This window comes from Devosia sp. (genome assembly GCF_017307565.1).
Taxonomy (GTDB): Bacteria; Pseudomonadota; Alphaproteobacteria; order Rhizobiales; family Devosiaceae; genus Devosia.
The window spans coordinates 1-18,948 of sequence record NZ_JAFKHD010000340.1; the positions used below are offsets into that span (position 1 = coordinate 1).

The 18,948-nt window shown below is 63.6% G+C and carries 15 protein-coding genes and 1 pseudogene; 10 read left to right on the forward strand and 6 right to left on the reverse strand.

Annotated elements, in window-relative coordinates; all coding sequences use genetic code 11:
- Positions 1-31 precede the first annotated feature (31 nt).
- From J0I64_RS12980 to J0I64_RS13010, 7 genes and pseudogenes are all read left to right on the forward strand, one after another.
- Positions 32-790 carry a sulfite exporter TauE/SafE family protein gene (locus J0I64_RS12980; protein ID WP_291408860.1) on the forward strand — a complete coding sequence of 253 codons (759 nt, stop codon included), beginning with the start codon at positions 32-34 and terminating at the stop codon, positions 788-790.
- A gap of 59 nt (positions 791-849) precedes the next feature.
- Positions 850-2,652 (forward strand): annotated as a pseudogene (locus J0I64_RS12985) (M3 family oligoendopeptidase).
- Positions 2,653-2,692: 40 nt separating this feature from the next.
- On the forward strand, positions 2,693-2,857 hold the full coding sequence (locus tag J0I64_RS12990) for an aa3-type cytochrome c oxidase subunit IV (protein WP_291408862.1): 165 nt from the start codon (positions 2,693-2,695) through the stop codon (positions 2,855-2,857).
- Between the two features lie 57 nt (positions 2,858-2,914).
- Positions 2,915-4,450: a Re/Si-specific NAD(P)(+) transhydrogenase subunit alpha gene (locus J0I64_RS12995; protein ID WP_291408865.1), complete on the forward strand. Its 1,536-nt coding sequence runs from the start codon at positions 2,915-2,917 to the stop codon at positions 4,448-4,450.
- Between the two features lies 1 nt (position 4,451).
- Entirely contained in the window at positions 4,452-4,814 is a 363-nt protein-coding gene (locus J0I64_RS13000) for a proton-translocating transhydrogenase family protein (RefSeq protein WP_291408867.1), read from the forward strand.
- Between the two features lie 3 nt (positions 4,815-4,817).
- Positions 4,818-5,204 carry a RidA family protein gene (locus J0I64_RS13005; protein WP_291408869.1) on the forward strand — a complete coding sequence of 129 codons (387 nt, stop codon included), beginning with the start codon at positions 4,818-4,820 and terminating at the stop codon, positions 5,202-5,204.
- Between the two features lie 15 nt (positions 5,205-5,219).
- On the forward strand, positions 5,220-6,623 hold the full coding sequence (locus J0I64_RS13010; RefSeq protein WP_291408889.1) for an NAD(P)(+) transhydrogenase (Re/Si-specific) subunit beta: 1,404 nt from the start codon (positions 5,220-5,222) through the stop codon (positions 6,621-6,623).
- Between the two features lie 81 nt (positions 6,624-6,704).
- Here J0I64_RS13010 and J0I64_RS13015 read toward each other — a convergent pair whose 3' ends face one another.
- The 4 genes from J0I64_RS13015 to J0I64_RS13030 all read right to left on the reverse strand — a co-directional run bounded on the left by J0I64_RS13015 (position 6,705) and on the right by J0I64_RS13030 (position 12,547).
- Complete coding sequence (locus J0I64_RS13015) at positions 6,705-9,614, reverse strand: insulinase family protein (protein ID WP_291408871.1); 2,910 nt, start codon at positions 9,612-9,614, stop codon at positions 6,705-6,707.
- Positions 9,615-9,692: 78 nt separating this feature from the next.
- Complete coding sequence (locus J0I64_RS13020) at positions 9,693-10,667, reverse strand: aldo/keto reductase (protein WP_291408873.1); 975 nt, start codon at positions 10,665-10,667, stop codon at positions 9,693-9,695.
- Positions 10,668-10,826: 159 nt separating this feature from the next.
- Complete coding sequence (locus tag J0I64_RS13025) at positions 10,827-11,501, reverse strand: GntR family transcriptional regulator (RefSeq protein WP_291408875.1); 675 nt, start codon at positions 11,499-11,501, stop codon at positions 10,827-10,829.
- Between the two features lie 137 nt (positions 11,502-11,638).
- The gene (locus J0I64_RS13030) at positions 11,639-12,547 is read right to left on the reverse strand and encodes a LysR family transcriptional regulator (protein ID WP_291408877.1); all 909 of its coding nucleotides are present in this window, start codon (positions 12,545-12,547) and stop codon (positions 11,639-11,641) included.
- Between the two features lie 92 nt (positions 12,548-12,639).
- Here J0I64_RS13030 and J0I64_RS13035 point away from each other — a divergent pair, with 92 nt between their 5' ends.
- Positions 12,640-13,263: a class I SAM-dependent methyltransferase gene (locus J0I64_RS13035; protein WP_291408879.1), complete on the forward strand. Its 624-nt coding sequence runs from the start codon at positions 12,640-12,642 to the stop codon at positions 13,261-13,263.
- A gap of 90 nt (positions 13,264-13,353) precedes the next feature.
- Positions 13,354-14,865, forward strand: a complete 1,512-nt coding sequence (locus J0I64_RS13040; RefSeq protein WP_291408881.1) for an ATP-binding protein — start codon at positions 13,354-13,356, stop codon at positions 14,863-14,865.
- 181 nt (positions 14,866-15,046) lie between these two features.
- Here the strand turns inward: J0I64_RS13040 and J0I64_RS13045 are convergent, their stop codons facing one another.
- Positions 15,047-15,913, reverse strand: a complete 867-nt coding sequence (locus tag J0I64_RS13045) for an aldose 1-epimerase family protein (protein ID WP_291408883.1) — start codon at positions 15,911-15,913, stop codon at positions 15,047-15,049.
- A 187-nt stretch (positions 15,914-16,100) separates the two neighbouring features.
- Here J0I64_RS13045 and hrpB point away from each other — a divergent pair, with 187 nt between their 5' ends.
- Positions 16,101-18,545 carry an ATP-dependent helicase HrpB gene (gene hrpB, locus J0I64_RS13050; RefSeq protein ID WP_291408885.1) on the forward strand — a complete coding sequence of 815 codons (2,445 nt, stop codon included), beginning with the start codon at positions 16,101-16,103 and terminating at the stop codon, positions 18,543-18,545.
- Between the two features lie 42 nt (positions 18,546-18,587).
- Here hrpB and msrB read toward each other — a convergent pair.
- On the reverse strand, positions 18,588-18,948 hold a 361-nt coding region (gene msrB, locus J0I64_RS13055), incomplete at its 5' end, for a peptide-methionine (R)-S-oxide reductase MsrB (RefSeq protein ID WP_291408887.1).

Below are 18,948 nucleotides of genomic sequence, written 5' to 3' on the forward strand. Positions count from 1 at the left end.
TCGGACCTGCCCGCCTGGATTCGCCTTTCCCATGATTGATCCCGTCTTTGTCGCTGTCGCCGTCTTCGCGGTGCTCATTGTCGGCCTGTCAAAAGCCGGCTTCCTTGGGGGACTTGGCGTCGTCGGCGTGCCGCTCCTCGCCCTCGTCATGCCCGCCCGCGATGCGGCCGGCATGATGCTGCCGGTGCTGCTTTGCATGGATGCGGTCGCGGTCTGGATGTATCGCAAGGAATTCGACCGCAACATTCTGAAAATCATGCTGCCCGGCGCCGCCATCGGCACGCTACTCGGCTGGGCCCTCTGGTCCTTTGTCAGCGACGCCGTCGTCCTCCTCATGGTCGGCATCGTGACGCTGCTTTTCGTCCTCGACGCCATGCTGCCATTGCGGAAAAAACTCGAAGGCCTGCCGCCCTCAAAGCCGTGGGGCGCATTCTGGGGTGGGATTGCCGGGTTTACGAGCTTCATTTCCCACACCGGCGGCCCCCCGTTCCAGATCTACGTGCTGCCCAAAAAGCTCCCGCCCGCCGTCTATGCCGGCACAACCTCGGTGTTCTTCGCCATCGTCAACACGGCAAAGCTCGTTCCCTATTTCTTCCTGGGCCAGCTCTCGGTGAGCAATCTCAGCCACTCCGCCATGCTGGCCCCCGTCGGCATCATCGGCGTGCTGCTCGGCGTCTGGCTAGTGCGCCGCATCTCGGTAAAACTCTTCTACCAGATCGCCTATTGGCTGGTTCTGGTGCTGGCGCTCTACCTCGTGTGGCGCGGCGTCACGGACGTCTTTCTGACCTAGCTTCGCGGAAAGCACCTCGCTAAGGTCCACCGCAACAAAGAGTATTCGGGAGTTCATCCATGAGCGCTGTCGCACAAAAGGGCCACAACCAGTTCGGCAACCTGCCAACCTGGGACCTCAATGATCACTAACCCGGCAAGCACAGCGCCGAGTCCAAGGCAGCCCTCGAGGAAGCCAAGGCGCTCGCTGCAAAGTTCGAGAGCGACTACAAGGGCAAGCTCGCCGACCTCACCAAGTCCGGTGGCCTGATCAAGGCCATCAAGGACAGCGAAGTGCTCGGTGACATCACCGGCCGCATCGGCTCCTTTGCCTTCCTCCAATATGCCCAGCGCTCGACCGATCCCGATCGCGCCAAGTTCATGGGCGACACCAATGAAGCGCTGACCAACCTGTCGACGCGCGTCCTCTTCTTCGAACTCGAACTCAACCGCGTCGACGACGCCGAACTCGACGCCGCCATCGCCAGGGCTTCCGAGCTTGGCCGCTACAAGACCTGGTTCGCCGAACTCAGGAAAGCCAAGCCCTACCAGCTCGACGACAAGCTCGAAGAGCTGTTCCACGACAAGTCGGTTACCGCCTTCTCCGCCTGGAACCGCCTTTTCGACGAGACCATGTCCGCATTGGAATTCGAAGTCGATGGCGAAACGCTGAACCTTGAATCGACCCTGCACCTGCTGTCGGAAAAGGACGAAAAGAAGCGCGAAAGCGCCTTCAACGCTCTCGCCAAGACTTTCAAGGCCAATGGCCGGCTCTTCACCCACATCACCAATGTCCTCGCCAAGGACAAGGAAATCTCCGACCGCTGGCGCGGCTACGAAGACATCGCCGACAGCCGCCACATGGCGAATTCCGTCGAGCGCGAAGTCGTCGATGCGCTGCAGTCTGCCGTGGAAGCCGCCTATCCGCGCCTCTCGCACCGCTACTACAAGATGAAGGCAAAATGGTTCGGCAAGGACAAGCTGAACGCCTGGGATCGCAACGCCCCGTTGCCCACGAGCGACGAACGCATCTGGGATTGGGACACGGCTGTCTCCACCGTTCTCGACGCCTATGGCCGCTTCTCGCCCGAATTGGCTGACGTCGCAAAACCCTTCTTCAATTCAGGCTGGATCGACGCCCCGACCGGCGAGGGCAAGCTGTCGGGCGCCTTCGCGCACCCGACCGTGCCGAGCGCCCATCCTTACCTGATGCTCAACTATCTCGGCCGCACGCGCGATATCATGACACTCGCGCATGAGCTCGGCCATGGCGTGCACCAGCGCCTTGCCGCCGCGCAGGGCCCGATCCTTGCCAATACACCGCTGACCCTGGCCGAAACCGCCTCGGTCTTTGGCGAAATGCTGACCTTCCGGGCGCTGCTCGACAAGACCACCGATCCCAAGCAGCGCTTCGCGCTTCTGTCTTCCAAGGTGGAAGACATGCTCAACACGGTGGTTCGTCAGATCGCCTTCTATAGCTTCGAGCGCCGGGTCCATACCGCGCGCCGTCAGGGCGAATTGCGTACCGAGGAAATCAACCAGATCTGGCTCGATGTTCAGTCAGAGTCGCTCGGCGACGCGATCATCCAGAACGAAGGCTACGACATCTTCTGGACCTATATTCCGCACTTCATCCACTCGCCCTTCTACGTCTATGCCTATGCCTTCGGTGACTGCCTTGTGAACTCGCTCTACGCACAGTATGAGAAGTCTAGGGAAGGCTTTGCAGAGCGCTATTTTGGGCTGCTGAAGGCCGGGGGCAGCAAGCATCATTCCGAGCTTTTGGCACCCTTTGGGCTCGACGCCAAAGACCCCAATTTCTGGTCGCTCGGCCTCTCGATGATCGAGGGGCTGATCGATGAGCTTGAGGCGACATCGCCTTAAGTTTGATAGACCTTTGGACCACTATACTTTCGAGGACGACATGGCCACAAAGCACCCCGCACACCACTCCCAGCCGGTACTGGAATCCGCAATGGACTATGCCGAACACGAAAAGACCTACACGGGCTTCATCACTGGGGTGAAGTGGTCGGTCTATGGATTGGCCGCGCTATTGGTCATCCTGTATTTTGTGATCAATCCGTAATCGACACAAGCAGGCCAGGAGCTGCCTGCCCGCCGGCAGGCGGGTAGGAGAGTTCTCATGAAAATTGCGGTTCTGCGGGAAACCGTGGCCGGCGAACATCGCGTCGCCGCCACGCCCGAAACCGTCGCCAAGCTGATCGGGCTTGGCGCCACCATCAGCGTCGAAAAAGGCGCAGGCCTGGGCTCCCGCATCAGCGATGCCCAGTTTGCCGAAGCTGGCGCCAGCCTCGCGGCGTCCGCCAGCGAAGCGGTCAAGGCAGCCGATATCGTGCTCGCCGTGCGCCGCCCCGCCGCGACAGCGCTGGCCGGCGTCAATGCCGGTGCTCTCCTCATCGCCGCGCTCGATCCCTACGGCAATGAGGCCGATATCGCTGCCCTTGCCAAGGCCGGCGTCACCGCCATCGCCATGGAGTTCATGCCGCGCATCACCCGCGCGCAGGTGATGGACATCCTGTCCTCCCAGGCCAATCTCGCCGGCTACCAGGCCGTCATCGAAGCCGCCGCCCATTTCGGCCGCGCCCTCCCCATGATGATGACCGCCGCCGGCACCGTGCGTCCGGCCAAAACCTTCGTCATGGGTGCCGGCGTCGCCGGTTTGCAAGCCATCGCCACCGCCCGACGCCTCGGCGCCGTGGTCTCGGCCACCGACGTGCGTGCCGCGGCCGGCGAGCAGGTTGAATCGCTCGGCGCCAAATTCATCATGACCGACGCCCTCAAGGACGCCTCGGGCACTGGCGGCTATGCCCGCGAACTGACCCTGGTGGAACAGCAGGCCCAGGCCGAACTGGTCTCTGGCCATATCGCCAAGCAGGACATCGTCGTCACCACCGCCCTCATCCCCGGCCGCCCGGCGCCAAAGCTCGTCACCAGGACCATGGTGGAAAGCATGGGTCCCGGCTCCGTCATCGTCGACCTCGCGGCCGAGCGCGGCGGCAATGTCGAACTGACCCGCCCTGACGAAGTTGTCGAGCACAACGGCGTCACCATCATCGGCTTCACCAACCTTGCAAGCCGCATTCCCACCACCGCCAGCCAGCTCTATGCGAAAAACCTGCTCTCCTTCCTCGAAACCCTGATCGACAAGAAGGAAAAGCAACTGGCCATCAATTGGGATGACGAGCTGGTCAAGGCGACCGTTCTCACCCGCGATGGCGCCGTGGTGCACCCCAATTTTGCCAAGGCCGAGCCGGTCGCCGCCAAGGCCGAAGCGCCCGTCGCCGTGGCCAAGCCCGCCCCGAAGACGCCAAGCCGCAAGGTCGAGCCAAAATCCGCTCCGGTCAAAACTGGCGCCGCCGAAAAGGTCCCGGCGGCCAAGCCGGCCGCCAAAGCCCCGGCCCGCAAACCTGCCGCCAAACCGGCCGAACCCACAGCGGTTATAGCGCCTCTTGCCAAGGCAGAACCGGCAAAGAAGCCTGCCACCAAGAAGGCAGCTGTCCCCGCCGCCGCAAAACCTGAAACCACAAAACCGCGCGCGGCCAAGAAACCCGCAGCCAGAGCCGAGACCGCACCGGCGGTAAAGACCCCGGCAGCAAAGAAGCCGGCGGCCAAAAAGCCGGTGGCCAAGAAACCGGCTGCATCGGAGGGGGGCAAGTAAGATGGAAGCAACTGCAAACAGCGTGGCCGATGCGGCGACGGCCCTGGCCCACGGTGCCATTGGTGGCGCCATCGACCCCTTCACCTTCCGTCTCGCCATTTTCGTCCTGGCGATCTTCGTCGGCTATTTCGTGGTCTGGAGCGTCACCCCGGCGCTGCACACGCCACTGATGAGCGTCACCAATGCCATTTCCTCGGTGATCGTGGTGGGGGCCCTCCTCGCCGTCGGCGTGCATCTTGCCAATGATGCCAGCTGGGTCAGCAAGGCTTTCGGCTTCGTCGCCCTGGTCTTTGCATCCGTAAACATCTTCGGCGGCTTCCTTGTAACCCAGCGCATGCTGGCCATGTACAAGAAGAAGGGCTAGCCCATGGAGAGGGTGAACCTTCCCGGCACGGGCCTGCCCAGGCCGCCGATCCCCTATAGCCACGGCGTCCTGTCAAAAAATCCCGAGGCCGTTCTCAACACCTCCGGCCAGATCGCGCTGCGAGCAGACGGCACCGTGCCCGAGGGCATCGAGGCCCAGCTCGAGCAGATCTTTCAGAACCTCGAGGCCGTGCTGGCCGATGGCGGTTTTGCCATGCAGGACGTCGTCCATATCCGCACCTTCCTGACCGATGTCGACCAGGTGCCGGCCAATCGCGCCGCCTTCAACAAATGGCTCGGCTCGGTCAATCCCGCCAGCACGCTCGTAATCGTCAAAAGCCTGATCTCGCCGGCCTTTCTGGCCGAAGTCGAAGTCATGGCGGTTCGCTGAGGAACCACAATCATGATCGACGCCAATATCGCCGCCCTGTTCTACCTCATCGCGGGCGTGCTCTTCATCCTGGCGCTGCGCGGGCTCTCGAGCCCCTCTTCCGCCCGCCAGGGCAATCTCTACGGCATGGTGGGCATGGGCATTGCCGTGGTCACCACTCTGCTCGTCGCGGCCCCCAGTGACTGGGTCAGCTGGCTGCTGATCATCGGCGGTCTCGGCCTTGGTGGCAGCATCGGCGCCTATATCGCCCGCGAAGTGAAGATGACCGACATGCCCCAGCTTGTCGCCGCCTTCCACTCTCTGGTTGGCCTTGCCGCCGTCTTCGTCGCCGCCGCAGCCCTCTACGCCCCCGAAGCTTTCGGCATCGGCGCGCCCGGCGCCATCCATGCCCAGGCGCTCGTCGAAATGTCGATTGGCGTCGCCATCGGCGCCTTCACCTTCACCGGCTCGGTCATCGCCTTCGCCAAGCTCAACGGCAATATGTCCGGCAAGCCGATCATCCTGCCGGCCCGCCACGCCATCCACATCATCCTCGGCATCGTGCTGATCGCCCTCGTCTGGGCCTTCACCGTCACCGCCGAACCCTGGCTCTTCTGGCTGATCACCATCCTCGCCCTCGTCCTCGGCGGCTTGATGATCATCCCCATCGGCGGCGCCGATATGCCCGTCGTCGTCTCCATGCTCAATTCCTATTCGGGCTGGGCCGCCGCCGGCATCGGTTTCACGCTTGGCAACACCGCTTTGATCATCACCGGCGCCCTCGTCGGCTCCTCGGGCGCGATCCTCTCCTACATCATGTGCCGCGCGATGAACCGCAGCTTCATCTCGGTCATCCTCGGTGGCTTTGGCGGCGACACCTCATCGGCCGCCGGTGGCGTCGAGGAAGACCGCCCGGTCAAACAGGGCGCCGCCGAAGACGCTGCGTTCCTGATGAAAAACGCCGGCAAGGTCATCATCGTCCCCGGCTACGGCATGGCCGTCGCCCAAGCCCAGCACGCGCTGCGGGAAATGGCCGACCTCCTCAAGGCCGCAGGCGTCGAGGTCAAGTACGCCATCCACCCCGTTGCCGGCCGCATGCCCGGCCACATGAACGTGCTGCTGGCCGAAGCCAACGTGCCCTATGACGAAGTATTCGAACTGGAAGACATCAATTCCGAATTCGCCCAGTCCGACGTCGCCTTCGTCATCGGCGCCAATGACGTGACCAACCCCGCCGCCAAGACCGACAAGACCTCGCCGATCTACGGCATGCCGGTCCTCAACGTCGAAGACGCCGGCACCGTGCTCTTCATCAAGCGCGGCATGGCCGCCGGTTACGCCGGCGTCCAGAACGAGCTCTTCTTCCGCGATAACACCATGATGCTTTTCGGCGATGCCAAGAAGGTCACGGAAGATATCGTGAAGAGCCTCGGCCACTAAAAGATTGGGGCGCCCAAGGCGCCCCATTTCATCCACGGTGTCATCCCCGCGAAAGCGGGGATCTTTGTTTGGGCTGTAGCCTCACATCACCTTGCTGACTTCCATCAGCCCCGGCCGCTGATCATTGGCAGCCTTGATAGCCGTCTCGCCACCCAGCACTACCACATGGCCCTTTTCGGCCAGCACTTCGAGCGCATCCGCGAGCGCTGCAAAATCCTTCTGGCTCGCACCAAGAATTTCATCGCGCCGCTGCTGGCGGATCGCATCCGTCGTCCCCGTCAGAATCCGCCACATGGCCGAATAGCCCTTGGCATCGACGAATTCCGGCCGATCGGCGTCACCGATAACGCCGATGATCGAGCGCGTCAGATCAGTCTCGCCAATCCCCGCCCGCAGCGCCTTGGCCGCTCCGTCATAGACATCGAGCGTCTTAAGGAGGTTCGGATCGCGATAGGAGAGGAACGAGAAATTGCCCGAGGACAAATCAAACCGGCTCGACCCGCCATAGGCCCCGCCCTGCACGCGTACCTTGTCCCAGAGATAAGTGGTATTGAGGAAGCGCAGTACCACGGCCGACGCTGCCGAAGCCTCATAGCCCAGCGCCTTTAAATTCGCGCCCTTGCCGACGTAATTGACCTGCGCCGGAATGACCAAGCCTTCAGACTTCGGCTCCGCCGCAAAACCCCAGTCATGCGTCTGAGCATCGCCCTGCGGCAGCCCCTCAACAAAGCTAGAAAGAGCACCACGTGTCTCGGCGAAGAGGCTGGCATCGGCGGTCAGATTGACCACCATCCCCTTGCGGTTGAACAGCACATCGCGAATGCGCCGGAACGTCGCTTCCACCCCAGCCCAGTCACTGTCGATGCGCTTCACCAGGTCACGCAGGAAATTGAGATAGCTGACGCCACCCAACTGCTCGGCCACCCAGCTCGCCTCGGTCAGACCCGCCTTGAGCCGCGTATCGACGATGGAATTACCCGCCGGGATCATGCGCGCCTCAAAGCCCGCCTTTTCCTCCAGCGCCATCTGCCGAATGCGCTCCTTGTTGTCGAGCCGCGCATCGAGCAGCACATCGCTGATGATGTCGAGCATGTCGCCGAACTTGGCCGGCACCGATTTCCCCGACACGAAGAACCACGCCGCCGTCTCATCATTGTCGAGGCGCGTCGCAAGGCTGCGATGCTGGGCAATACCGCCCGTGGTGCGCCCGATGCGCTGCGTCAGGCTAACAAAGTCTTCCTTGCTCGTGCCGGTCTGCAACAGAGCCCGACCGAACAGCGGCAGATAGGGCAACAGCGCCGGCTCCAGCACCTTCAGGTCAAAGCCGAGATCGAGATACAAAATCCCGAGCGTTGGCAGGTCATGATGCATCAGCCGCGCACCGAAGAGATCACTCTCATCGGTCGGCAGAGTGCGGATCGAGCGGTCGAGATCGCCCAGCGTCAGCGTCGGGATCTTTGCCAGATCTTCCGGCTTGTCCACGGATTCCTGCAGCGCCTTCAGCTTCTCGGTCTGGGCGATGGTTGCCTTGAGCGCATCTTCATCCATGCCCGCGCGCACGGCAGCAAGCTTGTCGTCTTCGACCTTGGCCTGCTTCGCGCCCAGCTCCGGATCAGCCTCGATCTTCGACGTGATGCGGTGCGTGTTATCAAGGAACAGCCGGCGGATTTCCTTCTCGAAATGTCCCTGCCCGGCCTTCTCCTTGAGCGCTGCCAAAGCGATCTCAAAGGTCAGCGGCTCCAGCGGATCGCCGCCATGCAGCCACGAGCCGAGCGCGGAGAACATGTAGCTCATGCCCCGCGGCTGGCCACCCGTATTCTGCTCACGCAGATGGAATTCAAACGTATTGAGCGCCGCCTCGCGCTGCTCCTCGGAAAAGCCGGTTTCGGCCAGTTCCGCCAGCGTATCGAGCACCAGTTTTTCGACCTTTTCGGCATCCGCCGGGTCAATCCCCTTCAAGCCAAACCCAGCCATAGGCTGACGCAGCCAAGTGGAAATGCCACCGCCCAGCATACTCTCGCCAAGGCCGCTCTCGGTCAGCTTCTTGCGCAGCGGCGCCGCCGAATTGCCGGCCAGCAAATAACTAAGAAGGCCATGGCTCAGCGTTTCTTCGCGGCCAGTCGGCGGATCGATCATCCAGTTGACGCTCGCCATGCCGTCGCGGCGCTTTTCTGCGTCCACCGTTCCGGCATAAGCCCCGCTCACCTGCCGCGGCGCATTCCAGCGCGGCTGCAGCGCAATATCGGCATCCACCGGCGCCGCATCGAACTGACTGAAAACCTCGTCCAAAATAGCGAGCCGCTTCTCCGGCGCATCATCGCCCGAAAATACCACGCGGGCATTGGACGGATGATAGAACTTGGTGTGAAAGCGCTTGAACTGCTCATAGGTCAGCGCCGGAATATCCTTGGGGTCGCCACCCGAGGAGAGACCATAGGTTGTATCGGGATAAAGCGCCCGCTGCGTCTGGTCGTGCATCACCGAGTCGGGCGACGAGAACACGCCCTTCATCTCGTTGAAGACGACGCCCTTATAGACCAGCGGCGCATCGAGGTTTTCGAGCTCATAGTGCCAACCCTCCTGCGCAAACGTGTCTTCGGTCAGCAGCGGGAAAAACACCGCGTCGAGATACACATCCACAAGGTTGTAAAAATCCTTGAGATTGGCGCTGGCCACCGGATAGGCCGTCTTGTCCGGAAAGGTCATGGCATTGAGGAAGGTGTGCATGGAGCCCTTCAGCAGCTCCACGAACGGCTTCTTCACCGGATACTTTTTCGATCCGCAGAGCACCGAGTGCTCCAAAATATGCGCGATCCCCGTCGAGTCATCCGGCGGCGTCTTTAGCGTCACGCCAAAAACCTTGTTCTCGTCGTCATTGATGAGGCTCAGCACCTCCGCCCCGGTCTTCTTGTGCCGAAAGAGCTGCGCCTGTGAATTGATCTCGGCAATGGTCTCGTCGCGCACAAGCTCGAAAGCGGGATGGATGGACATGGAACTGGCTCGTCTTGTTGTTTTGTCTCGATAACCTAGGTGCGGCAGTCTGGTTCCGCTAGGGCCCGCGGTTGCGGGTCAGACCCCGCCGCGGATCTCGGGCTTCACTTCTTGCTGATACCATTCGCCCAGCTGCGTCATCAGCGCCGGGAACAGGCTCTTGCGCTCGCTCGCCGCGACATTGTCGACGATCTGCTCGGGTTTTGAAACGCCGGCAATGATGGTCGACACCTGCGGATGGTCGAGAATCCAGCGCAGCGCAAACTGGCTCAGCGGCACGCCTTCCGGCGCTAGACCTTTGAGTTCCTGCACCAGTTCGACCCCACGCTCGAACTTGATCCCCGAAAAGGTCTCACCCACCGAAAAGGCCTGGCCATCGCGGTTGTAGTTGCGATGGTCGGTGTCATCGAAGGTGGAATTCTTGTCGTACTTGCCGCTTAGCAGCCCACTGGCGAGCGGCAGGCGCACGATGATGCCGACATTCTTCTCCGCCGCCCGAGGCAGCAGTTTTTCGGCCGCGTCTTGGCGCAAAAGATTGAAAATGATCTGCAGCGTGGCGCAGCCGGCCTGTTCCAGACAGATCAGGCCTTCCTCGATGGTTTCGACGCTGGCGCCCCAGTGCCGCACCAAACCCTCGGCCTGAAACTCGTTCATCCATCCAAAGATTTCCCCGTCGCGCAGCACCGGCGTCGGCACGCAATGGAGCTGGGCGAGGTCAAGCGTCGAAACGCCCAGGCGCTGCGCCGAACCCATCAGGCTCTCGCGCACTCGCTCCTTGGTGTATTTGTTGGGAAAGAGCGCCGCCGAACGCCCGAGCTTGGTCGCAACCTTTACGCCCGGGCCCTTGGCATGGGCGCCGATGCGCCGCTCCGAAAGCCCGCCACCGTAGACGTCGGCCGTGTCCCAGAAATTGATCCCGGCGCTATTGGCAGCATCGAGAATAGCCGCCGCCGCTTCGTCCTCGACCGGCCCGAAATCGCCACCCAGCTGCCAGCAGCCGAGGCCGATTTCGCTGACTTCATACCCAGTCTTGCCCAAAAGCCGCGTCTTCATCGTGCTGCTCCACCAAATCAGATTGGGGGCCAAACTAGGGACGCAAAGCGGCGCCGTCCACCACATCATTCCGCCGTCTCAAAACGGCGGAATGATCCGCGAACCCTGTTTCACAACCCTTTGGAACCAGAAACGCCGGCGACTTTTCCTGAGAGCGCTCTATTCGAAGAAATCGGGGAAGTCGGAAATCGTCTGGTTGAGCAGCAGTTCGGCCCGTGCCAGATGCGCCCGCATCGCCGTTTCGGCCGCCGCCGGATCGGCCTTGGCCACCGCCTCGACAATCTGCTTGTGCTCGGCAATGGCGCGCTGCGTCGAGGACACGCCCAGCGTCAGGTAGCGCACGCGGTCGAGCTGCATCTTGTGATCATCGATCAGCTGCCAGGCATATTCAACGCCGGCCAACCGCGCGAGCGTGCGGTGAAAGAGCTCGTCGAGCGTATGAAAGCGCCTGCTGTCATTGGCAGCCGAGGCTGCCTCCTGGTCGGCAATCAAGGTCTGCAGCACGTCGGCCGCGTCATCGCTCGGCTGCCCGGCGACGCGGCGGATGATTTCGACCTCGATGCTTTCGCGAATGAAGCGCGATTGGCGCACCCCGGTCGGCGAAATCTTCTTCACCACCGTCGCCCGCTTGGGGCGGATCAGCAGCAGGCCCTGCTGGGCGAGACGAATGAACGCCTCGCGCACCGGCTGGCGCGACACGCCATAGCGCCCGGCAATATCGCTCTCGGAAATCACATCGCCGGGCTTCAATGCCATGGTGATGATATCATCACGCAACGCATCGACGACGCGCATGGCGATGGTTTCCTTGCTGTGCTCCAGCGCTGCGGCCATGGCTCACCTGTTCTTTCTTGGTCGACCATGGGCCCCAAACCGGCTCATGGCTTTATTCGTCGGCCGGCGTCCACAGGTTTCTCGCCCCTGCAGCCCCCGGCAGCCTTCCATACAAGACGGATAATTCGCCGAATTTGTCAATTCGGACTGCCGTTCTGTCGTGGCGCCAATCCCTCGGCTAGGAGATCGAAAACCACGCGAATCCGCCGCGCCGTGCGCAATTCGCGATGGGTAGCAAGCCAGGTGGGCACTGGCACGCCGGCAAAAGCCGGCCACGCCTCCTCCACTTCCGGCGTCCGCTCTGCCACAGCCTGCATCATCAGCCCCAGCAACATGCCGCGCCGCACCCAGTCCCAGGCCACGAGACCGCTATTGGTCATCAGCGGAAAATTGGCCGCGCTCAAACTCAGGCCGTTGCGCTGCAGTTCCGCCAGGACAATGTCGACACTTTCCGAATAGCCGACAAAGTCGGCCCGGCCTAGCGCCCGCTCATCAACCGGCCTGCCGATCCGATCAATCAGTTCCGGCGTGCCGTAAATCTTGGCCACCGTATCCGGCAGTCTCCGCGCGATCAGCTCCGCCTCCTGCGGCGGCACATGGCGAATGGCAATGTCGGCCTTGCGACGAATGAGGTCTTCCACCTCGTTGGACGCCACCACGTCAACGGTGATCCCTGGCGCCACCGCCCGCAATTTCAGCAAGATCGGCGGCAGCAGATATTGCGCATAGACATCGCTCGCCGTAATCCGCACCAGTCCTTCCACCGCCTGCGACTGGCGCGAGGCCACCATGGCAACCGTGTCCGACGCCTCGCCCATGGCCCGTAGCGGCGCGATCAGTTCGCGCCCCGCCGAAGTCAGCACCAGCCCGCGCCCCGCCCGCTCGAAGAGAATAACCCCCAGGCTCCGCTCCAGCGCCGCCACCTGCCGTCCCAACGTTGGCTGCGTCAGCCCCAGCTTTCGCGCCGCGCCCGAAAGCGACCCGGCCTCGACCGTCGCGAGGAGCGCGCGCATCTGGTTCCAGTCGAGGTCTTTTCGGTCATCCATGCATTCTTGTATATGATCTCTGCTTCTTTCTGCAATTTTGTTTGACCAACCAAACACCTATTCTCCCCGCAGTTGAGGTCGGGAGAACCAAAATGGGTGCAGAGACTTTCTGGAATCGCATGGCAAACCGCTATGCCGCCGCGCCCATCGCCGATGAGAATGCCTATCAGACCAAGCTCGCCGCCACCCGGCGCCTGCTGCGTCCCGATATGGAGCTCTTCGAATTCGGCTGCGGCACCGGCTCCACCGCCCTCATCCATGCCGCCGGCGTCAGGCATATCCGCGCCATCGATTTTTCCGAGCGCATGATCGAGATCGCCCGCAGCAAAGCCGAAAAGGCCGGCGTAACCAATATCGGCTTCGAAGTCGGCGCCATTGAAAGCGTCGATCTCGCTCCCGAAAGTCTCGATATGGTGCTGGGCATGTCCATCCTGCACCTCCTCAAGGACAAGCAAGCCGCCATCGCCAGGGTGTTTGCCGCCCTCAAACCCGGCGGCTATTTCGTCACCAGCACCGCTTGCCTGACCGAAATGATGCCCGCCATCCGCTACATCGCCCCTTTGGGCAGTTTCCTCGGCCTCCTGCCCCATCTCGACGTCATGTCGCAAAGCCAGCTGCGCGGCGCCATGGAAGCGGCCGGCTTCGTCGTGGAGCACGAATGGCTGCCCCAAAAGAAGGCCGCCCTCTTCATGATCGCGCGCAAGCCGCAGGCGTAAAACTGCAGTCACCTGTGAATTGATGTGCCGCTTTGCCGAATCGGCCGCGCGGCGTGCTAAGGCTCTCCTCGCGCGTATGCGGGAGTTGTAATGCAGGTTGCAATCGACATGGGCGAGAGCCGGGGTACCGGCCCCGCCCACATGGACCTAGAGGAATTGCTGGCCACCCGTCTCCTGGTCCAGGGCAATTCCGGTTCCGGCAAATCCCATCTTTTGAGACGCCTGCTCGAGCAATCCGCCCCCTGGGTGCAGCAATGCGTCATCGATCCCGAGGGTGACTTCGTCACGCTCGCCGACAAGTTCGGCCATCTCGTCGTCGACGCCACCCGCAGCGAAGCCGAACTGACGCGCATCGCCACCCGCGTGCGCCAGCACCGCGTCTCCGTCGTCGTCAATCTCGAAGGGCTCGATGCCGAGCAGCAGATGCGCGCCGCCGCCGCCTTCCTCGGCGGCATGTTCGATGCCGATCGCGACTTCTGGTATCCGGTCCTCGTCGTCGTCGACGAAGCCCAGCTCTTTGCCCCTGCCGCTGCCGGCGAAGTGTCCGACGAAGCCCGAAAGGTCTCGCTCGGCGCCATGACCAACCTCATGTGCCGTGGCCGCAAGCGCGGACTCGCCGGGGTCATCGCCACCCAGCGTCTCGCAAAGCTCGCGAAAAACGTCGCAGCGGAAGCCTCCAACTTCTTGATGGGCCGCACCTTCCTCGACATCGACATGGCCCGCGCCGCTGACCTTCTGGGCATGGACCGCCGCCAGGCCGAACAGTTTCGCGACCTCGCCCGCGGCCACTTCGTCGCCCTCGGCCCCGCCGTTTCGCGTCGCCCCCTGCCCATCGTCATCGGCCCCGTCGAAACTTCGGCCCGTTCGACGAGCCCCAAGCTGACCCCGCTCCCCGAAGCCCCGGTCGATGCAGCCGACCTGATCTTCACCATGGATCCCGAGGAAATGGCCCGGCCCATCGTGCGCCGACCCGCGCCGCCACCGCCGCCCTCGACCAATGAACTCCTCGCCCAGGTCGCTCGCGCCCGCGCCGAGCGTGAACCCGAGCCGACCTCGCTCTTCCCCGAGATCGACGAAGCCGAGCGTGAAGAGACCATCAAGACCGTCATGGTCGAGCTGATGAGCGATCCCGATGCGGGCTTCCGCAACACGGCCCAGCTCTATCAGGACTTTCTGGTGCGCTGCCGCATTCGCCGCGTTCCCGGCGAGCCGCCGGCTTTGCCCGCCTTCAAGCGCCTCCTCGCCGTCGCCCGCGTCGCCCCCGACGAGGAAACCGCCTCGTCTGACGGCTGGCAGCAGGCCCTCGCCCTTTCGGAAACGCTCACCGACGACGTGCAGGGCGTCTTCCTCGTCTTGGCGCAAGCCGCCCTCGTCGGCGGCCCCTGCCCGCCCGACGCGACCATTGCGCGCCTTTACGGCACGCACTCGACGAGCCGCGCCCGGCGCCTCCTCACCTGGTTCGAAGAACGCGGCCTGATCGTCATCCGCACCGATTTCCGCAACCAGCGCATCGCCGCCTTCCCCGACCTCGGCGTCGAAACGACCCCCGGCGACCCCAATGGCCCGGATATGGTGGCGGAGGAACGAGGGGCGGCGGAATAGCACCGGGCCCACCCTCGCCCCTTGCGGGAGAGGGACAGACTTTTCGCGTTCAGCGAAAAGTCAGGGTGAGGGGTTCTATCCTCCGCAGAGAAGCTTGCTGTTGGATCGAATACCCCTCATCCGACACTTCGCGCCACCTTCTCCCGCAAGGGGAGAAGGGAGGTCAGTGGCTGAGCGAGACTTACCCCACCAACTCCGCCCTGAAACTATACTTCGCCACCGCCCCCGGCCCCAGAAGCGCCGTGTACGGCCGCTGATCCAGCGCGTCCGAACCACCAACTTCCGCCGCAGTGCCCTGCCATGGCTCGAGGCAGATGAACCCCGCCCCCGCCTTGGTCCAGAGCGCAAAGTTGGGCAGGTTCTCCCAGGAGAAACGAACGCTCGGCCCGTTTTCTGCCCCATAGGTTAGCCCCGCCCCCGCACCCTCGGGGAAAATCATCGCGTCTTTTTCGAAATCCGCATGGTTGAGCACCAGCTGCCCGCCCACGAATGGCGAAGCCAGCGGCTCGGGATTGACCAGCCCGCCCGAAAGCCGGAACAGCGACGGCTCCCCGCCATTATCGAGCGTGACGCTATGGCTCTGACGTTCGCCGCCCGGCAGCGGCCAGGCAAAGGCCGGGTGAAACCCCACACCATAGGGCATGACCTTGCTGTCGCGATTGGTCACCGTCGCCGTGACGATCACCGCACGGCCTTCCAGCCGATGTTCCACATCGAGCTGGAAATCGAACGGAAACATGGCCCGCGTCGCTTCCGAGGCTTCGAGGCGATAGACGCAGTGCTCGCGCCACTCTTCGACCAGGGTGAAGGCGCTGCGCCGGGCAAAGCCGTGCTGGCTCATCTGGTAGCGGTCGCCACCGACGCTGATCACGTCCATCGGCGCGCGGCCGACCATAGGAAACAGAATAGGCGAGCGGCCGGTCCAATAGGTGGCATCGCCCGTCCACAGCCAGTTCCGACCATCCCGGGTCGAAAGCGCCTGCATCTCGGCGCCCAGCGCCGCAACGTCCACAGTCAGGTCGCTATTGCTGATACGGGTGAGTTGCACGTGCGTCCTCCAGGCAGCTCTTTTCAGGCAAAGGCAGCGGACCCTAGCCTTGTTGGTTCATGATGAAAACCACCTGAGCGCTCCCTTCCCAGTGGCGCACCCATATCGACCGGCGAGTTCCGGCCGCGGCAATCGCTTGAGTGATTAGCAGGGCGCGGGTAAGCAGCGGGTAAAGGAAGCCCTGCTTATGAACCTGCCGCCGCTGCCCATCGACGCCGCCCTGCCGGCCCTGGCCGATGCCCTCGCTCAGGGTTTTAGCGCCGTGCTCGTGGCCCAGCCCGGCGCCGGCAAGACGACGCGGGTTCCCCTCGCTTTGCTCGCCGCCCCCTGGCGCAATGACGGCCGCATCATCGTCCTCGAACCCCGCCGCCTCGCCGCCCGCGCCGCCGCCCGTCAAATGGCAAAGCTCCTCGGCGAAGACGTAGGCCAGACCGTCGGTTTTCGCGTCCGCATGGAGTCGAAAGTTTCCGCCAGAACACGCATCGAAGTCGTCACCGAAGGCGTCTTTACCCGCATGCTGCAGGACGATCCCGAACTCTCGGGCGTTGCCGCCGTGCTCTTCGACGAATTCCACGAACGCAGCCTCGACGCCGATCTTGGCCTTGCCCTTGCGCTCGACGCCCGCGCCCTGCGGCCAGACCTGAAACTTCTCGTGATGTCGGCCACCATCGACGGCGCCCGCGTCTCAAAACTCCTCGACGATGCCCCGGTCATCGACAGCCCCGGCCGCACCTACCCGGTCGACACGATCTATGCCGAACCCGACTCGCTGGAGCGCCTCGAAGATCAGGTGACGAAAGCCGTTCTGAAAGCCATGCGCGAACACGAAGGCTCCGCCCTCGTCTTCCTCCCCGGCCAGGGCGAAATCACCCGCACCGCCGAGCGTCTATCGTCTCGCCTGCCCCCCAACACCGATCTCGCCCCGCTTTACGGCCAGCTCACCCCCGCCGAGCAGGACGCCGCCATAAAACCCTCCCCGGACGGTCGCCGGAAGATCGTGCTCGCGACCTCCATCGCCGAAACCTCCCTCACCATCGAAGGCATCCGGATCGTCGTCGACTCCGGCTTCCGCCGCGTCCCCGTCTACGAACCTTCAACAGGCCTCACGACCCTCGCCACCGTCCGCGTCTCCCGCGCCGGCGCCGATCAGCGCCGCGGCCGCGCCGGCCGCACGTCGCCCGGCGTCGCCATCCGCCTCTGGAACGAAGGCCAGACCGCCGCCCTCGAAGCTTTTGAAACGCCCGAAATCCTCTCCGCCGACCTTTCAGGCCTTGTCCTCGACCTTGCCGCCTGGGGCGTCAGCGACCCAAAAACCCTCGCCTTCCTCGATCCCCCGCCCGCCCCCGCTTGGTCCGAGGCCAAGGCGCTTCTCACCCGCCTCGACGCCATCGACGAAGGCGGCCATCTCACCCCGGCCGGCAAGGCCCTCGCAAAACTCCCGCTTCACCCGCGTCTCGCCCACATGGTCGTCGCCGGAGCCGAAGATGGCGACGCCGAAACCGCAGCCGAACTCGCCGTCCTTATCGGCGAACGCGGCCTTGGCGGCGAAGACACCGACCTCGCCCGCCGCCTCGACCGTTTTCGGACAGACCGCTCCCCCCGTGCCCAGGACGCCCGCGCCATGGCAAGACGCTGGAGCAAACTCGCCGGCGGAACGAACGACGATCCCCGCGACCCCGGCCACCACCTCGCCCGCGCCTTCCCCGATCGCGTCGCCCAACCCGCCGGCCCGCGCGGCCGTTTCCGCCTCGCCAATGGCCGCCAGGCGCAGGTCGATGAAACCCATTCCCTCGCTGGCGCAAGTTTCCTCGTCGTCGCCGACATCACCGGCAGCGCCACCCAGGGCCGCATCCGCTCCGCCGCCGCCCTCGACCCCGCTGATCTCGAAACCCTTTTCGGCAATCACATCGTCAGCGAAACGAGGCTCACCTTCGACGCCGCCTCCGGCTCGGTCCGCGCCCGCCGCCAGCGCCGCCTCGACGCCCTGCGCCTCGCCGACGAACCCGCTCCCGTCACCGATCTCGAACACGCCGCCGAACTCCTCGCCGAAGCCGCGCTGAAGCGACCGGAAACCCTCCCGTGGAGCAAGGACCAAAAAGCCCTCCGCGCCCGCGCCACCTTCCTCCGCCAGACCCTTGGCGAAGATTGGCCCGACCTCTCCGACGCCGCCCTCGCCGCCGACCCAGCTTGGCTTGTGCCGCACATAACCGGCGAAACCCGCCTCTCCAGCATCAGCGCCGATCACCTCGGCCAAGCCCTCGACACCCTTCTCCCCTGGGCCAAAAAACAGGACATCGACCGCCTGCTCCCGAGCCACTTCTCCGCGCCCTCAGGCAGCCACTTGCCCATCGACTACGCTGCCGAAAACGGCCCGGCCCTCGAAATCCGCGTTCAGGAACTCTTCGGCCTCGACCGCCACCCCAGCATCGCCAATGGCCGCATCCCGTTGCTGCTAGTGCTGCTCTCCCCCGCCCATCGCCCCATCCAGACCACACGCGACCTCCCCGGCTTCTGGCGCGGCAGCTGGAAAGACGTCGCCAAGGATCTGAAGGGCCGTTACCCTCGCCACCCATGGCCAGAAGATCCCATCGCCGCGCCTGCGACGAGCAGAGCCAAGCCCCGCGGCACGTGACGCAACAAAAAACCCGCGGTTCGCACCGCGGGTTCTGTTCATTCAAGCCGGCGTAAAATTCAGCGCCACACCATTGATGCAATAGCGCAGCCCCGTCGGCGGCGGACCATCGGGGAACACATGCCCCAGATGGCTGCCACAGGTGGCACAATGCACTTCCTCGCGCACCATGCCATGGCTGCGATCGATCGTGCTTTCCACCGCCCCCGGCAGCGGGTCATTGAAACTCGGCCAGCCGGTACCGCTCTCAAACTTCAGCGTCGAACCGAACAGCGGCGTATCGCAGCCGGCGCAGGCAAATGTGCCCTGGCGCGTTTCGTGCAGCAGCGCGCAGCTGCCCGGCCGTTCGGTGCCGTGCTGGCGCATGATGTAGTATTGCTCAGGCGTCAAACGCTCCCGCCAC

Coding starts and splice junctions, on each gene's coding strand:
- J0I64_RS12980 (WP_291408860.1), top strand. CDS start 32: ATGATTGATCCCGTCTTTGTCGCTGTCGCCGTCTTCGCGGTGCTCATT.
- J0I64_RS12990 (WP_291408862.1), top strand. CDS start 2,693: ATGGCCACAAAGCACCCCGCACACCACTCCCAGCCGGTACTGGAATCC.
- J0I64_RS12995 (WP_291408865.1), top strand. CDS start 2,915: ATGAAAATTGCGGTTCTGCGGGAAACCGTGGCCGGCGAACATCGCGTC.
- J0I64_RS13000 (WP_291408867.1), top strand. CDS start 4,452: ATGGAAGCAACTGCAAACAGCGTGGCCGATGCGGCGACGGCCCTGGCC.
- J0I64_RS13005 (WP_291408869.1), top strand. CDS start 4,818: ATGGAGAGGGTGAACCTTCCCGGCACGGGCCTGCCCAGGCCGCCGATC.
- J0I64_RS13015 (WP_291408871.1), bottom strand. CDS start 9,614: ATGTCCATCCATCCCGCTTTCGAGCTTGTGCGCGACGAGACCATTGCC.
- J0I64_RS13020 (WP_291408873.1), bottom strand. CDS start 10,667: ATGAAGACGCGGCTTTTGGGCAAGACTGGGTATGAAGTCAGCGAAATC.
- J0I64_RS13025 (WP_291408875.1), bottom strand. CDS start 11,501: ATGGCCGCAGCGCTGGAGCACAGCAAGGAAACCATCGCCATGCGCGTC.
- J0I64_RS13030 (WP_291408877.1), bottom strand. CDS start 12,547: ATGGATGACCGAAAAGACCTCGACTGGAACCAGATGCGCGCGCTCCTC.
- J0I64_RS13035 (WP_291408879.1), top strand. CDS start 12,640: ATGGGTGCAGAGACTTTCTGGAATCGCATGGCAAACCGCTATGCCGCC.
- J0I64_RS13040 (WP_291408881.1), top strand. CDS start 13,354: ATGCAGGTTGCAATCGACATGGGCGAGAGCCGGGGTACCGGCCCCGCC.
- hrpB (WP_291408885.1), top strand. CDS start 16,101: ATGAACCTGCCGCCGCTGCCCATCGACGCCGCCCTGCCGGCCCTGGCC.